This window comes from Streptomyces sp. NPDC033177, from assembly GCF_055577715.1.
In genome coordinates, this window is record NZ_JBVIPS010000008.1 from 135963 (window position 1) to 150869 (window position 14907).

Here is a 14907-nt window from a genome sequence, read left to right on the forward strand (position 1 = left end):
TGACACGCCACGGGCCACGGGGCAAGATGGCCTGGGCGAGTCGGCAAGCAGCAGTAACCAGGGAGGAAGCGTCGTCGTGAGCAGCAGGCCATCCCGAGGCGCTGCTCGCCTCGCAGCCATACTCGACGCGCTCCCGGACGCGCTGGTCCTCGTGAACGCGAACGGGACCGTCGTGAACGCGAACGCGATCGCGCTGGAGGCGTTCGAGGCACCGGGCACCGCCCTCGTGGGACGTGGGCTCCTCGATCTGTTGCCGGAGTTCGACTCCCGGCTCATTCCAGGATCGATGCGCAGGCCCGAATCCATCGACGAGCGCGGGCGCACCAAGCCCACGCGGATGGTCGCGCGCCGCACGGACGGCAGCGAGTTCCCCGTCGAGGTCACCAGCTCGAACCTCGAGGACATCCGGGACGCGTACGACAATTACGGCTACACCGGTGATGAGTTGCTCATGCTCGTCGTACGGGACCTTTCGGGCGCCGTGGACACCGAGGCCGAACTCGCGCGTTCCCAGCGGCAGACCGAGATGATCCTGCGCGCCGCGGCCGAAGGCGTCGTCGGCACGGACACCGACGGACGGGTCGTCCTCGTCAATCCGGCCGCCGCGCAGATACTGGGCTTCAGGGCCAGCGACCTCGGCGGGCAGGAACTGCACCACCTGGTGCTCCACTCACGCGCCGACGGCGAGCCTTTCCCGTACGAGGAGTCCCCTCTCGCCGACACGCTCCGTTCCGGGCGCAAGCACCGGGTGCGCGGGCAGGTGTTGTGGTCCAAGAGCGGCGACCGGGTCGCCGTCGACCTGACGACAGCCCCCGTGCGGGACGGCGATCAGCTCGTCGGCGCGGTCATGACGTTCACCGACCGGCGGCCCTACGACGCGCTGGCCGAGGAGCACGAGGCCGCCCTCGCGGCGCACGCGCAGGAGATGCAGGCCGCGACCGAGCGGCGCACCGAGGAACTGCGGGCGGCGACCGAGCGGCACGCCGCCGAGCTGGCAGCCGCCGCCGAGCAGCGCGCCGAGGAGATCGCCGCCGAGCAGGAGCGGTACGCGGCGCTCGCCGAGCGCGAGAAGGACCGGTTCGAGGAACTCGCCGAGCGCGAGAAGACGCGGTACGACGCCCTGGCCGCGCGGCACGAGCAGTTGCTCGCCGTGCTCGGTTCGTCGTTGCGTGGCCCGCTCGACGAGCTGCGGCGCGAGCTGTCGGCTCTCGCAGCGGACGACGCAGGGCAGTTGTGGCCCGAGGCGAATCAGGTGCTTCATCACCTCTCGGCCGGATACGCGCGCATCACCACCCTTGTCGACAATGTCCTCGGCTTCCAGTTGCTCGACTCGGGCGCGGACGAGCTGTCGCGCGCGAAGGTCATGCTCGACGCCGTCGTCGCGAGCGGCGTGGAGGGCGCGGTCGAGCTGATCGGGCCCGGACGCGCGCAGTTCGCGGTGCACGCGCCGCCGATCGAGGTCGAGGTGGACCCGGGGCGGCTCGCCACGGCGCTCGCCCACCTGGTCGCCGACGTGGCGGGCATCGACGCCACGGGCAACGCGCGGGCCGGTGCGGCCCCTTCGGCCGTGGCCCCCGGCGGGTACGTGGACTCGACGGTGGTCGTGGCCGCGGCCCAGCGCGGCGAGGTCGTCCGCATCGAGGTGCGGGGGCCGTACGCCGGGGGAGACCCGGTGCACGAACCGATCGTCCGGGGCATCGTGCGGGCGCACGGCGGCGTGCTGCAGACGCACGAGGTGCCGGGGATGAGCGGCAACGCGTACGTACTTGAAGTGCCGATCGGTGCGGGGGGCGGGGCGGTTGCGCCTGCACCTGCGGTTGCGGTTGCGGGTGCGGGTGGCGCGGACGGTCCTGTCGGCTCTTCGGTCGTGGTGCCCGCGCAGGCTTCGCCCGCCACGGGTGGCGGGCGGCGACGGGCCCGGCGTGCTGCCGGTCCCTCGGTCGACTCGTTCCTGGAGAGTTCGGCTTCCGACGGCGGGACTTCGGGGGGTGCTGCCGGTACCGAGGACGCTCCCGTCGGGACCTCACCCAGCGGTACGGGGCGACGGCGTGGGCGGCGCGCGGCGGAGGCCGATGCGGCGCAGGCCGCGGCGGCTCAGGTCGCCGAGGCCGCGGCGTCGGTTGCTCCGGAGGCGGCCGCGCGGGTCGAGGATTCTTCACAGTCACAGGCTTCTGGGCAGGTACAGGCTTCCGGTGGTACCGGGCGGCGGCGTGGGCGGCCCAGCGCCACGGAGGCCGGGGGCTCCGTGGGTTCCGTGGGCTCCGTGGTGACTGCCGCCGAGCATGCTGCCGGGTCCGCGGCTCTGGGGCAGACGGTGCCGCCGCAGGGCGTGCCGGTTCCCGCGGGCGGGGTGGCTCCTGCCGCTTCCGGGCAGCGGGCTCGACGGAACGACGACCAGCTGGCGTTGCCGCCCGCTCTGCCTTCGGGCGATGCTTCCGGGAGCGGTGCTTCGGGGAGCGGTGTTTCCGGGGCCGGGACGGCTGTGGCGGTCGCCGGTGACTCGGGTGAGGGTTCGCCCCGTCCGACGGGCCGGCGTCGCCGTGCGCTGGCCGCCGCCAAGGAGCGGGCCGCCGCCGAAGAGGCTCCCAGCGGGCGCGTCTTCGCGTTGCCGCCGGCCTCCGCGGACCAGGACGACACGGGGCAGCACGAAGCGGCCCTGCACCACCCGGCCGACGACCACACCCCGCCGCAGCCGCACCCCGCGGACGCCCCGACGGGCCGCCGCCGGTCGCGTCCGGCGCAGGGGCAGAGTCAGGAGCTGGAGCAGGGGGCGGCGTCGGCCGCCGCCGGTTCCGCCGCGCAGGGGGCGCCTGTTGCTCCCGCCGCACCCGCGGCCTCCGGGCCTGCGGGGAGCGCGCAGGGTACGCCGCCCGCCGGTGTTCCCTCGCAGCCCACGACGTACGCCGAAGGCACTCCGGCGCGGGGCGTCCACACGCCCGGCAGGGGCGTCGCACTCCCGCCCGAGCGCGGGACCCAGGGCGGGCGGGCCGCGCAGCCGCTGCCTGCCGAGTCCGCGCCCGGCGACCCCAACTCGACGCAGGGGCGCGCGATCAGCGTGCGCACGCTCGGGCAGGGCGTGCCCTTCGGCCAGCAGATCGCGGAGCAGCAGCAGCGCCGTCTCGGGTTGCAGGGGCGGGGGCAGGCTCCGGCAGCTCCGGGTGCTCAGGGTGCCGGGGGTGCTCCGGCAGCTTCGGGTGCTCCGGGTACTCAGGGTGCGCCGAGTGCTCCGGTGACAGCCCCGCAGCCCCCGCAGGCTCCCCCGGCACCGCAGCCCCCGCAGGCTCCCCCGGCCCAGCAGCCCCCGCAGGCCCCTCAAGCCCCGCAACCCGCTTCGTCGGCCCCGCAGCCGCCCACCGCCGGGCCGCTCCCGGAGCAGGCGCCCGCGCAGCCCGCGGCCCCCGCCGCCCCGGGCCAGTCCCACACCCTCGGCGGGACCCAAGGCGGATCCCTCGGCGGAACCCAGGGCGGCTCTCAGGGCGGATCCCTCGGCGGCTCCGTAGGAGGTTCGGGGCGGCGGCGCAGGCTGTCCACTCCCCCCGCCCCCGCGGGCGATGACCGCCCCGAGGCCGCGGCGCGCCCGCACCCCCAGGCGCAGGCTCACCCCCAGTCCCGTATCGCCTCTTCCAGCGAGGGCACAGGACGGGCGTACGCGATCGGCGCTCCGGACGAGGACGCCGACGAGGGCCCCGAGCCGTTGGACGGTCCCGGCGGCGCGGTCGAGGTCGCCAACCGGCCCCAGCCGCAGCCCATGGACGACGAACTGCCGCCCGAGCCGCTGGACAATCCGCGCCGCCTGCTCGTCTGGCCCGCGCCCGACGTCACCACCCAGCAGGCGCTGAGCGACCGCGGCTACCGTCCCGTCATCGTGAACTCCCGCGAGGAGGTCGACGCCCAGATCGCCGCGTTCCCCGCGGCCCTGTTCGTGGACCCGCTGACCGGACCGATCACGCGTACGGCCCTGCAGTCGCTGCGCACCGCCGCCGTGGCCGCCGAGGTTCCCGTGCTCGTCACGGCGGGCCTCGGCCAGGCGACGCGCGAGGCGGCGTACGGCGCCGACCCCGCCGTACTCCTGAAGGCCCTCGCGCCCCGCGACAGCGAGCAGCACCCGCCGCGCGTGCTGCTGATCGAGGAGCACGAGGAGATCGCGCTCGCCCTGACCGCGACGCTCGAACGGCGTGGCATGCAGGTCGCGCGGGCCGAGAGCGACGCGGACGCGGTGACGCTCGCGGCGCAGATGCGGCCGAACCTGGTGGTGATGGACCTGATGCAGGTGCGTCGCCGCAGGGCCGGGATCATCGACTGGCTGCGGGCGAACGGCCAGTTGAACCGCACTCCGCTCGTCGTCTACACCGCCGCCGTCGACGCGACGGAGCTGCCGCGGCTCGCGGCGGGGGAGACGGTGCTGTTCCTGGCTGAGCGGTCGACGAGCACCGAGGTGCAGGGCCGCATCGTGGACCTGCTTGCGAAGATCGGCACGAACTAGCCCTCCGGACATGCGCGTTGCGCCGCTCCCTCCGCAGGGGAGCGGCGCAACCCGTCTGCCGTCAGAGCTTCGTGACGTCCAGTTCCCCGGCCGCGTACTGCTTGCGCAGCACCTTCTTGTCGAACTTGCCGACGCTCGTCTTGGGCACGGCCGGCACGATCGCCCAGCGCTCGGGCAGCTGCCACTTGGCGATGGTGCCCGCGAGGAAGTCGCGCAGGGCGGCGTACTCGAGGTTCGCGCCCTCCTTCAACACGACCGTGGCGAGCGGGCGTTCGCCCCACTTGTCGTCGGGGACGGCGACGACCGCCGCCTCCGCGACGTCCGGGTGGGCCATGATCGCGTTCTCCAGTTCGACGCTGGAGATCCATTCGCCGCCCGACTTGATGACGTCCTTCGCGCGGTCGGTGAGCGTCAGGAAGCCGTCCGCGCTGATCACGCCGACGTCGCCGGTCTTGAGCCAGCCGTCCGCGCTGAACTTGTCCTCGGGCTTGAGCTCCTCGCCGCCCGCGCCGCCGTAGTACGCGCCCGCGATCCACGGCCCGCGCACCTCGAGCTCGCCCGCGGACTCGCCGTCCCACGGCAGGTGCTCGCCGCCGGGGCCGACCAGGCGGGCCTCGACGCCGGTGGGGAAACGGCCCTGGGTGAGGCGGTAGGCGAACTCGTCGTCGGTGCCGAGGGCCTTGGCCGGCGGGCGGGCGACCGTGCCGAGCGGGGAGGTCTCCGTCATGCCCCAGGCGTGGCAGACCCGCATGCCCAGCTTGTCGAAGGCCTCCATCAGCGAGGGCGGGCAGGCCGAGCCGCCGATGGTGACCTGGCCCAGCGAGCTGACGTCACGCGGCTTCGCGGAGAGTTCGGCGAGCAGGCCCTGCCAGATGGTGGGGACGGCGGCCGCGTGTGTGGGCCGCTCGGTCTCGATCATCTCGGCGAGCGGGGCGGGCTGCAGAAAACGGTCCGGCATCAGCATGTTGACGCCGGTCATCAGGGTCGCGTGCGGCAGGCCCCAGGCGTTGACGTGGAACTGCGGGACGACGACGAGGGACGTGTCCGCATCCGTCAGGCCCATGGACTCGCTCATGTTGACCTGCATGGAGTGCAGGTAGATGGAACGGTGGGAGTAGACGACGCCCTTGGGGTCTCCGGTGGTGCCGGAGGTGTAGCACATGGCTGCGGCCGTACGTTCGTCCAGCTCGGGCCAGTCGTATGTCGTGGGCTTGGCGGCGATCAGGTCCTCGTACTCGTGCACCTGCGCCTGGATTCCGGCCAGCGGCGAGCGGTCACCGGGGCCCGAGACCACCAGGTGCTCGACGGTCGGCAGCTGCGGGAGGAGGGGCGCGAGCAGCGGGATGAGGGAGCCGTTGACGATGATGACGCGGTCGGCCGCGTGATTCACGATCCAGGTCAGCTGGTCGGCGGGCAGCCGGAGATTGAGGGTGTGCAGTACGGCGCCCATACAGGGGACCGCGAAGTAGGCCTCGACGTGCTCCGCGTTGTTCCACATGAAGGTGGCGACACGCTCGTCGCCGTCGACCCCGAGGTCCTCGCGCAGCGCATGCGCCAGCTGGGCCGATCGTTCACCGATCTCGCGGAAGCTGCGGCGCTGCGGGGTGGACTCACCGGTCCACGTGGTGACCTGCGACGACCCGTGCACGGTCGTCCCGTGCCGGAGGATGCGGGTGACGGTCAGTGGTACGTCCTGCATCGTGCTCAGCACGGCGTCCTCCCGATGGGCGCGCGGCATTCATCCGGGGCGGCTCCCGGATGACCTACCTGGCAGTAGGGCTCGCCAGATTCTTGCCGCATACCGCACGGTATGTCACTAGGTCGGGAGAAGAAAGGTCCGGCAGCCGGTCGGGCAGCAGGTCGAGCAGAGCTGCGCTGGTCACCGGGCGATCACCGGACCGGCGTGAGCTCCGGGTCCTCGCGCAGCTTGCCGAGCGCACGCGACACCGCGCTCTTGACGGTGCCGATGGACACCCCGAGCACCTCGGCGGTCTGGGCCTCGCTGAGATCCTCGTAGTACCGCAGGACGACCATCGCCCGCTGCCGCGCGGGCAACTTCATGATCGCGCGCCACATCGCGTCCCTGAGCACCTGCTGCTCGGCCGGGTCCGCGACCGGCGTCACCTCGGGCTCGGGCAGCTCGTCACACGCGAACTCGTCGACCTTGCGCTTGCGCCACTGCGAGGTCCGGGTGTTCAGAAGGGCCCGGCGCACATACCCGTCGAGCGCCCGGTGGTCCTCGATCCGGTCCCACGCGACATAGGTCTTGGTGAGGGCGGTCTGCAGCAGATCCTCGGCATCGCTGGGATTAGCGGTCAGCGAGCGCGCGGTGCGCAGCAACACGGTCTGACGTGCCCGGACGTACGACGCGAACGACGGATACGCCGAAGGACTCGCTGTCCGCGTCGCGGCCTTCGATGCGCTGGTGCACATGGGCACCATGGATACGGTCATGGCTCCACGCTAGAAGCGCCCCCTACTTCAGCGGATCGGCCGCAGGTCCCTAAGCCATGTCCGCCTCAGGTTGTACGCGGGGTGGTAACCCCACCTCCTGAAGGTGGAGGAGGTGGGGCACACCCCTGAGGGTTCATCCCTGAGAGGGCCGCGCTCAAGGCCCGCTCGCGCCCGCCCAGGGACTAGCCGACGCGGGCCACCGGCGCGTGCACGAGATTCCGGTCGATCTTGAGCGTGCGCCCGCCGTGCCGTTCCTTCACGTTGCCCGCGTACTGGTGGATGCGCCGCTCAGGGTGCCACGCGGTGCGCCGCAGGGCCGGCTCGCGGTACAGGTGCGGCCGCTTGTGCCAGCGCGCGAACCACATCACCGACGGCAGATCCCGCACCCCTGCCCGCCGCGCCATCTCCATGTGCCGTACGCCGGAACCCGCACTGCTGTAGAAGCCGGGAACGTACCCGAACCTGCGCACCTCCCGGTTCCAGGCCCGCACGAACGCCAGGGTGCCGTGCGCGCACGCCTTCTGCCGGTAGGTGTACGACTCCATGTCCAGGTAGAGCGGGCTCAGCCGCCGCATCCCGAGTGCCTTCGCCTTTCGTACCGCGTCACGTCCCTCCTGTGTCCCCTGCCGCACGGGGTACCTCCCCATGCGTACGTTCTTCTTGTGCTTCGCCGTGACGCAGGGCGACTGCGAACCGACGTACACCGGCAGCACCTTCCACCCCTGCGCCCGCACCGTGCGCATCCAGCCGCGGGTCAGGTTCGGCTGGCGCTTGCAGGCCCGGCCTCGGCCCGCGTAGTAGATGCCGACCGCTCCGTAGTTGGAGGTCTTCCAGCGGCGCATCGTGTCGGCGGAGGGAGCGAGGCAGGTGTCGAAGGCCCGGCCACGGAAGGTCGCCACCGCGGCCGGCCACCCCGCCGAGGCACCCGGTGCAGCCGGGGCTGGTGGTGCGGAGAGGGCTGGTGGTGCTGGTGGCGCGGCTGGTGCACCCGGTGCGGCTGGGGCAGCCGGAGCCGGGAGGGCGGCGGCGAGGGTCGCGGTGAGGGTCGCGGAGAGGACAAGTCCCATCATCAGCTTTCTGCAGCTCATACGCCGAGTGAAGGGCCCAGAGCCTCCGCCGTGGCCGGGACACGCGCCGCGTTCAGCCGTCCGCCGCCAGAATCAACCCTGATGTGGGGACACCGGTGCCCGCGGTGACCAGCGTGCGCGCCGCGCCCGGTATCTGGTTCACGGACGTGCCGCGCACCTGCCGGACCGCCTCCGCAATGCCGTTCATCCCGTGCAGATACGCCTCCCCCAGCTGCCCTCCGTGCGTGTTGATCGGCAGGGTCCCCTCGGCCACGAAGTCCGCCGCCTCGCCCGGCCCGCAGAAACCGAACTCCTCCAGCTGCATCAGCACGAACGGAGTGAAGTGGTCGTAGAGAATGCCCACGTCGATGTCCCCGGGCGCGAGCCCCGAGCTGCGCCACAACTGCCGTGCCACCACGCTCATTTCCGGCAGTCCGCTCAGGTCGTCGCGGTAGAAACTCGTCATCTGCTCCTGCGCCCGGCCCGCCCCCTGGGCCGCCGCCGTGATCACCGCCGGTGGCTTCGGCAGATCGCGGGCCCGCTCCACGCTCGTCACGACGATGGCCTGCCCGCCGTCGGTCTCCTGGCAGCAGTCCAGGAGCCTCAGCGGCTCGACGATCCAGCGCGATGCGGCGTGCTCGGCGAGCGTGATCGGCTTCCCGTGGAAATAGGCCGCCGGGTTGGTCGCCGCGTACTTCCGGTCGGTGACCGCCACATGGCCGAACGCGTCGGGGGTGAGGCCGTAGGTGTGCAGATAGCGCTGGGCCGCCATCGCCACCCAGGAGGCGGGGGTCAGCAACCCGAACGGCAGGGACCAGCCGAGCGCCGCGCCCTCCGCCGACGGCTCCCGGTGCTGCACGCCCGAACCGAAGCGGCGGCCCGAGCGCTCGTTGAACGCGCGGTAGCAGACGACGACTTCGGCCACCCCGGTCGCCACCGCCAGCGCCGCCTGCTGCACGGTCGCGCAGGCTGCACCGCCGCCGTAGTGGACGCGCGAGAAGAACGACAGCTCCCCGATCCCGGCCGCCTGCGCGACGGTGATCTCCGGGTTCGTGTCCATGGTGAACGTGACCATGCCGTCCACGTCGGCGGGGCTCAGCCCGGCGTCGGCGAGCGCCAGGCCCACCGCCTCCACGGCGAGCCTGAGCTCACTGCGCCCCGAGTCCTTGGAGAACTCGGTGGCCCCTATCCCGACCACCGCGGCCTTCCCCCCGAGGAGGTCGCGCGTACGTACGCTCATGCCGCGCCCCCTGCCGCCCCGCGTCGCACCCCGTCCGGCACGGTGACGGTGACCGTGCCGGAGACGTGCTTGCCCACGCCGTTGGCGCCGACCACCCTCACCGTGGCCGTGTCGCCGTCGACCTGCTCCACGGAGCCGGTCAGCACCATGGTGTCCCCGGGGTAGTTGGGCGCTCCAAGCCGTATCGCCACCCTGCGGAGGATCGCCCCGGAAAAGTGGTCGGTGATGTACCGGCCCACCAGGCCGTTCGTGGTCAGGATGTTCATGAAGATGTCGGGGGAGCCCCTCTCCTGTGCCGCCACGGCGTCGTGGTGAACGTCCTGGTAGTCCCGCGAGGCGATCGCACCGGACACGATCAACGTCCGGGTGACCGGGATGGTGAGCTCCGGCAGCTCGTCCCCGACCCGCACGACGTCCCCTCCGCCCGCTGCGGCTTGCTGTCTCCCGGTCAAGTCGTCCCGCCCCGTCATGTCGTCCCGGCCCCCGTCATGTCGCACCTCTTCCTGCCTGCCTGTCGTCACCGTCACGCCGCCCCCTCGCGCGGGGCCTGAGGGCCCTGGCCGTCCCGAGCGTCCTGTGCGATCAAATCGCCCATCTCTGACAGGAGTTCGCTGCCGCACCCCAGGTACGCGTCCAGCTGCCGCCCCCACAGGAAGTGCCGGTGTACGGGATGGTCGAGGTCGGCGCCCGTGCCGCCGTGCAGATGCTGACCCGCGTGCACGACCCGCTTTCCGCCCTCCGACGCCCACCACGCGGCGGTCAGCGCATGGGTGCCGTACGCCAGGCCCGCGTCGCGCCGCCACGCGGCCTCGTACGCCGTGACCCGTATCGCCTCGGTGTCCATATGGGCGTCGGCCGCCCGGAGTTGGACCCCCTGCTTGGCCGCGAGTGGCCGCCCGAACTGCTCCCGTTCGTTCGTGTGCGCGACCGCGCGAGCCAGCGACCCCGCGCACACACCGGCCTGCAGTCCCGCGAAGGCGGTCCGCGCGCTCGCCAGGACGTCCTCGTACGCCCCGACCCCTCCGATCCGCTCCCCGGGTGCCCCGTCCAGGGTCAACCGCCCCGCCGCCCACGGCGCGGTCAGTTCCACGGGCTCGGTCTCCGCGTCGGCCACCCGCACCCTCCACAGGCTGTGGCCGCCTCGCTCCTCCGGTTCACGCACCGCCACCAGGACCTCCGTGGCATCCCGCAGCCACGGCACCCAGGGCACCACGCCGGTCAGCGTTCCGGCGGGCGCCTCAGCCGGCCCTTCGGTAGCTCCGGACGACCCGCCGGGCGGCGCCCCCTCCGCGACGGCCACCACGCCGCCCCGCGCCGGGAATGCCCCCGTCGCCACCGCCGTACCGTCCCGCAGTCCCGGCAGCAGTCGCCCCCGCTGCTCCTCCGTGCCGTGCGCGGCCACCGCGAGCAGCCCATAGACACAGCTCGCCGCGAAGGGGGCCTGGGCCGTCGTCCTCCCCTGCTCCTCGAGCAGCAGCACGAGTCCGAGCAGCCCGACGTCCTCCACCGCACCCGGCAGCCCTGCCGCGCACAGTGCCTTCCACAGCTCGGCGTCCGACTCCGGCCCCGCCGCCGTGAGCCGCTCGGGCGTGGCCAGGTCGCCGAAGACCTCTGCGGCGAGGTCCCGTGCCGCGGCCTGCTCCTCCGTGGGTGTGAAGTCCATTTCAGACCTCGCCCCCCGCCATGCTCTCGACGGCCCGGAACACCGGGAGCTCCAATTCCGCGTCCACCCGCCGGAATTCGAGCCGGACCGGCTGCCCGATCCGCACCTTGTCGCTGGGCACCCCCACCACATTGCTGACCATGCGCACGCCCTCCGCCAGGTCGATGAGCCCGACGGCGTACGGGGGATCGAAGGCGGGGAAGGGCGGGTGGTGCATGACGACGTACGAGTAGACCGTGCCCTCGCCGCTCGCCTCGACCGTGTCCCATACGAGAGACCCACAGGCGTTGCAGCCCGGCAGCCAGGGGAAGCGCAGTGCCCGGCAGCCGCCGCAGCGCTGGATCAGGAGCTGATGCCGGGCCACGCCTTCCCAGAACCCCGTGTTGTCCCGGTTGATCACCGGGCGGGGGCGCTTGCCCCGGGGTTTCTGCCGCGCGGGTGCGTACTTGAGGATCCGGAAACGGTGGATTCCCGCCGGCTCACCGCCCGCTCTGACGTCCATCCGGGTCGTGACGAAATGGCCCGTGCCCAGCTTGGTCGTCTTGCGTTCCGACACCGACTCGATGACCGCGTCGAAGGTGATCTCGTCCCCCGGCCGCAGCGGCCGCAGATACTCCTGCTCGCAGTCCGTCGCGACGACGGAGGAGTACCCCGCGCCGTCCAGGAGCGCGAACAACTCGTCGTACGCGGCCGAACGCCCTTGGTGCCCGGAGAGTCCGCCCATCGTCCAGGCCTGGAGCATCGTCGGCGGCGCGATCGGATCCGTCCCCACGTACGCCGGGTTCGTGTCGCCCATGGCCTCGCACCAGTGGCGGATCATCGGTTCGTTGACCGGGTCCTTGCCCTCGCCCGACGTGGCGGCCGCCCGCCCCTCGAAGACCTTCAGCGTCTCGTACGAAAGATCGGTCACCGCCGCCCCCTCCGCATCCCGAGGCGCATCGTCGCCACGATCTCCCGCTGCACCTCGCTCACCCCGCCCCCGAACGTATTGATCTGTGCCGCCCTGTTCATCCGTTCCAACTCCCCCTCGGCCGACGCCCCGAGCGTCAGGCAGCCGGGTGAACCGCGCCGGACCAGACCCGCCTCGCCCGTGACTTCCTGGCATATTCGGTACACCTCCACCGCCGATTCGGTTCCCACGAATTTCACGCCGCTCGCGTCTCCCGGCGCCAGCGCGCCCGCCCCGACATCGCCCACCAAACGCCAGTTGAGCAGGCGCGTTGCCGACAGTCGGGCCTGCGCTTCGGCCAGCCTGGACCGGACCCACGGGGCGTCAATCCGGCGCTCACCCGTCACCGGATCGGGTGTGCGGGCGAAGGCGAGGGCCGCGGCGTAGAAATCCTCGGCCTGCATGCCGATCGCCGCGAGCGCCACCCGCTCGTGGTTGAGCTGGTTGGTGATGAGCCCCCAGCCGCCGTTCTCCTCGCCGACGAGGTTGGTGGCGGGCACGCGGATTCCGTCGTAATACGTCGCCGTGGTCGTCAGGCCGCCCACCGTCTCGATCGGCGTCCACGAGAACCCGGGCGCGTCGGTCGGGACGAGGATGATCGAGATGCCCTGGTGCTTGGGGGCTTCCGGGTCGGTGCGGCAGGCGAGCCAGATCCAGTCGGCGTTCTGGGCGTTCGACGTGAAGATCTTCTGCCCGTCGACGACCCATGTGCCCCCGGGCGTGCCAGTGGGCCCCTCGGCCTCGCGCACCGCCCGTGTCCGCAGCGAGGCCAGGTCCGTACCCGCCGACGGCTCGCTGTACCCGATCGCGAAGACGAGGTCACCGCTGAGGATGCGCGGCAGGAACGCGGCCTTCTGCTCGTCGGTGCCGTACTTCATGAGGGTCGGCCCGACGGTGTTCAGGGTGACCATCGAGACAGGCGCGCCCGCACGGTAGGCCTCGTCGAAGAAGACGAACTGTTCGTCGGGCCCGCGCCCCTGCCCGCCGTACTCCACCGGCCAGCCGAGGCCGAGCATGCCGTCGGCCCCGATGCGCCGCAGCAGTCGGCGCTGCCCCTCCACATCACCCCCTTCGGGCGGCCCTCCCGGCATCAGGTCGCGGAAGTAGGAGCGCAGTTCGGCGCGCAACCGCTGTTGGCGTTCGGTGGGGGTGAGGTGCACGGCGGCGGCCTCTCCTTCGCGTAAGGGCGTCACACCGACAAGGGTTTCTGACTGTCCGTCAGATGCCGTCGTACTGTCAAGAGATCACCCCGGATACGGGAGCCCCGGGGCGCGGTAGACCCGGGGCGCGGGAGACCCCGCGTCACGGGCGCCCCCGGACACGACTGCGCGGCGGTGCAGATGCACCGCCGCGCAGAACGCCACACACCCCATCCAGCAGACCCCGGGGCGCTACCCCGGGGCGCCGTCACCTCACCAGAGGTGGGTGAAGTTGACGGCGATGTTCTCGTTCGACTGGTCGATCGCCGTGAACGCCGAGCCGTTCACCTGGGCGGTGTTGTTCTGGTTCGAGGCGCCTGAGCCGACGGCCTGCTGCTGCGACGTGGACGAGTTGCCGCTGTTGTTGCCGCCGACGCCGCTGCCGTTGACAGTCGCCACGCCCGCATTCGATCCGTCGTTCGCGAAGGAGCCGTTGTCGGCCGTCGCGACACCCGTGAAGAGTGCGGCAGCCAGGGGCAGGGCCGCGGCTGCAGCGATGACGCGGGCGGTACGGATGCTTGCCATGTCAGTTTCCTCCGTTACGGGGGCACCCACCGGCGATGTGCCGGGGAGCACCTGAAGTGCGTCTTGTTCCAAAGCAGTTGGCCGACCGCTCTGGGGGTTCTGCACGACGTCGCGAGTCCAGAGTTGCCCACCGAATCCCCGGCGAACCACCCCGGAAGCCCCAATTCCCCCGCAAGCGTGAGTACAAGTCGATAAACATGCTTGGTTCTCCCAAAGCCCCTGTTCAGCCCCGATAGGCGGACTCAAACCCAGGCACCGCACGGGGTGAAGCGTTCCGCCACAGTCAGAAGATCGACGGGCACACCCGCGTTTCGTCCGCGCGCCGCGCCCACCCCTCTTCCTTTCTTCGAACGCTTGTACGAAAATGAAGTCATGGCCACCATCGACCGCCATGCCACAGCACTCGTACTCGCCCACGCACTGTCCGCCGCCGAGCGCGGCCTCGCCGTCATCCCGCTCTCCCGCACCAAACTGCCGGCGCTCCGCTCCCCCCATCACGAGCAACCCGAGACGACCCCCTGTCACGGCGAATGCGGCCGCCCCGGACACGGCGTGTACGACGCGTCGACCGACCCCCTGCGCATCCGCGAACTCTTCGCCGCCGCCCCCTGGGCCACCGGCTACGGCATCGCGTGCGGGCTGCCCCCGCACCATCTGATCGGCATCGACCTGGACACCAAGTCCGGTACGGACGCTCCCGCGGCCCTGCGGGAACTGACGCTGCGCCACCTCTTCACGATCCCGGCCACGGTGGTCGTGGCGACCCCCAGCGGAGGCCGTCACATCTGGCTGGCGGGGCCGCCCGAGGCCGTCGTCCCCAACTCCGCGGGGCGCCTGGCCCCCGGCATCGACATCAGGGGCGCAGGGGGTTATCTCGTCGGCCCCGGCTCGCGCACCGAACACGGCGTCTACAGCACCGTGGCCGGCACCGCCCACCTCCCTCCGGCGAGCTGCCCTCCCGCGCTGCTCCGCCTGCTCACACCCCCGGCCCGCGCCTACCACCCCACGCTCCCGCAGGTGCCGGCCCCCGCCCAACAGGGTCAGGGCTTGGTCCAGTTCGTCCTCGCCGCGCACGAGGGCCAGCGCAACACCCGCCTGTTCTGGGCCGCCTGCCGCGCCTACGAGAACGGCATCGGAGAACCCCTGGCCGGCGAACTCATCGCCGCCGCGCTCCAGGTGGGTCTCACGGAGCGCGAGGCCCGCTCGACGATCGCGTCGGCCGAACGGCTGACGGGGCACGCGTGACGGCGGGCCAAGCGTGACGCGGCAAGGGGCGCGATCAGAGACGCGATAAGAGAAGCGGTAAGGGACGCCCGCAATAGCGGGC

General features: G+C 72.1%; 11 protein-coding genes. 2 read left to right on the top strand and 9 right to left on the bottom strand.

Annotated features, from left to right (window positions below):
* Positions 1-76 precede the first annotated feature (76 nt).
* Positions 77-4483: a hybrid sensor histidine kinase/response regulator gene (locus ACZ5U5_RS26945; protein ID WP_469026384.1), complete on the top strand. Its 4407-nt coding sequence runs from the start codon at positions 77-79 to the stop codon at positions 4481-4483.
* 61 nt (positions 4484-4544) lie between these two features.
* Here ACZ5U5_RS26945 and ACZ5U5_RS26950 read toward each other — a convergent pair whose 3' ends face one another.
* The 9 genes from ACZ5U5_RS26950 to ACZ5U5_RS26990 form a co-directional block, all read right to left on the bottom strand.
* A complete protein-coding gene (locus ACZ5U5_RS26950; protein ID WP_469026386.1) occupies positions 4545-6194 on the bottom strand; it encodes a long-chain fatty acid--CoA ligase in 1650 nt (549 codons plus the stop codon).
* A 179-nt stretch (positions 6195-6373) separates the two neighbouring features.
* Positions 6374-6937 carry a SigE family RNA polymerase sigma factor gene (locus tag ACZ5U5_RS26955; protein ID WP_469026388.1) on the bottom strand — a complete coding sequence of 188 codons (564 nt, stop codon included), beginning with the start codon at positions 6935-6937 and terminating at the stop codon, positions 6374-6376.
* A gap of 182 nt (positions 6938-7119) precedes the next feature.
* Positions 7120-8025, bottom strand: a complete 906-nt coding sequence (locus ACZ5U5_RS26960) for a DUF1906 domain-containing protein (RefSeq protein WP_469026391.1) — start codon at positions 8023-8025, stop codon at positions 7120-7122.
* Between the two features lie 52 nt (positions 8026-8077).
* Positions 8078-9244: a lipid-transfer protein gene (locus tag ACZ5U5_RS26965; protein WP_469026393.1), complete on the bottom strand. Its 1167-nt coding sequence runs from the start codon at positions 9242-9244 to the stop codon at positions 8078-8080.
* The gene (locus ACZ5U5_RS26970; protein ID WP_469027095.1) at positions 9241-9654 is read right to left on the bottom strand and encodes a MaoC/PaaZ C-terminal domain-containing protein; all 414 of its coding nucleotides are present in this window, start codon (positions 9652-9654) and stop codon (positions 9241-9243) included. Before ACZ5U5_RS26970 ends, ACZ5U5_RS26965 begins: the two co-directional genes overlap by 4 nt.
* 113 nt (positions 9655-9767) lie before the next feature.
* Complete coding sequence (locus ACZ5U5_RS26975) at positions 9768-10907, bottom strand: acyl-CoA dehydrogenase family protein (RefSeq protein WP_469026395.1); 1140 nt, start codon at positions 10905-10907, stop codon at positions 9768-9770.
* A 1-nt stretch (position 10908) separates the two neighbouring features.
* Complete coding sequence (locus ACZ5U5_RS26980; RefSeq protein WP_469026397.1) at positions 10909-11817, bottom strand: bifunctional MaoC family dehydratase N-terminal/OB-fold nucleic acid binding domain-containing protein; 909 nt, start codon at positions 11815-11817, stop codon at positions 10909-10911.
* Positions 11814-13016 (bottom strand): acyl-CoA dehydrogenase family protein, encoded by a 1203-nt coding sequence (locus ACZ5U5_RS26985; protein WP_469026399.1) that lies wholly within the window; start codon positions 13014-13016, stop codon positions 11814-11816. The genes ACZ5U5_RS26980 and ACZ5U5_RS26985 overlap by 4 nt, the downstream gene beginning before the upstream one ends.
* 252 nt (positions 13017-13268) lie before the next feature.
* Positions 13269-13580, bottom strand: coding sequence for a hypothetical protein (locus ACZ5U5_RS26990; RefSeq protein ID WP_363210232.1), 312 nt, complete (start codon positions 13578-13580; stop codon positions 13269-13271).
* Positions 13581-13952: 372 nt separating this feature from the next.
* Between ACZ5U5_RS26990 and ACZ5U5_RS26995 the strand changes: the two genes are divergently transcribed.
* Complete coding sequence (locus ACZ5U5_RS26995) at positions 13953-14825, top strand: bifunctional DNA primase/polymerase (RefSeq protein ID WP_469026401.1); 873 nt, start codon at positions 13953-13955, stop codon at positions 14823-14825.
* Positions 14826-14907: the final 82 nt, after the last annotated feature.

Excerpts from the sequence above, each read along its gene's own strand:
- ACZ5U5_RS26965 (WP_469026393.1), bottom strand. The coding sequence starts at position 9,244 with ATGAGCGTACGTACGCGCGACCTCCTCGGGGGGAAGGCCGCGGTGGTC.
- ACZ5U5_RS26955 (WP_469026388.1), bottom strand. The coding sequence starts at position 6,937 with ATGACCGTATCCATGGTGCCCATGTGCACCAGCGCATCGAAGGCCGCG.
- ACZ5U5_RS26995 (WP_469026401.1), top strand. The coding sequence starts at position 13,953 with ATGGCCACCATCGACCGCCATGCCACAGCACTCGTACTCGCCCACGCA.
- ACZ5U5_RS26960 (WP_469026391.1), bottom strand. The coding sequence starts at position 8,025 with ATGAGCTGCAGAAAGCTGATGATGGGACTTGTCCTCTCCGCGACCCTC.
- ACZ5U5_RS26990 (WP_363210232.1), bottom strand. The coding sequence starts at position 13,580 with ATGGCAAGCATCCGTACCGCCCGCGTCATCGCTGCAGCCGCGGCCCTG.
- ACZ5U5_RS26975 (WP_469026395.1), bottom strand. The coding sequence starts at position 10,907 with ATGGACTTCACACCCACGGAGGAGCAGGCCGCGGCACGGGACCTCGCC.